Annotated in this window: 1 protein-coding gene; it reads left to right on the top strand. The window is 64.2% G+C overall.

The features are described 5' to 3' along the window. Nucleotides 1-207: 207 nt before the first annotated feature. Nucleotides 208-503: peptidase U32 family protein (locus BP858_RS01235; protein ID WP_394339364.1), on the top strand; the 296-nt coding region annotated here is incomplete at its 3' end.

Consider the following 503-nt stretch of genomic DNA (forward strand, 5'->3'; position numbering starts at 1 on the left):
CATGATACGTTAGCGCCAATGGGCTCGCCTCCTCTGTCCTAAGGTCGGGCCTCCGGCAGGATACCCTCCACGGTCTCGGGGAAACGGCCCCGGTTCACTCTTGCATCCGGTGCGCCTACCTTCAAAGGTTCAAGCCCGAGGGCAGTGTCCCACGAACGCCTGTCGGGGTGGAATATATAGTCCGGCGGGGTGATGGTACTGGATCAAATGCCGCACGATCATCTAAAGGCCGGTTCGGCCGCACCGCCGGAACTGCTCGCTCCTGCCGGGTCGCCGGAAGCTCTGGCCGCAGCAGTCGCCGCCGGCGCCGACGCGGTCTACCTTGCAGGGAGGCGTTTCGGGGCCAGGCACTATGCGGCGAACTTCTCGGACGATGAGCTCCGGTCCGCCGTCGATTACGCGCACCTCCGGGGTGTGCGGGTCTATGTCACCGTAAACACCCTCGTCAGTGACGCCGAACTCCCTGATGTGGTCCGCTATCTCCTCTGGCTCTACGAGACCGG

Origin of the sequence: Methanoculleus sp. UBA413 (assembly GCF_002502935.1) — an archaeon.
Taxonomy (GTDB): Archaea; Halobacteriota; Methanomicrobia; order Methanomicrobiales; family Methanoculleaceae; genus Methanoculleus; species Methanoculleus bourgensis.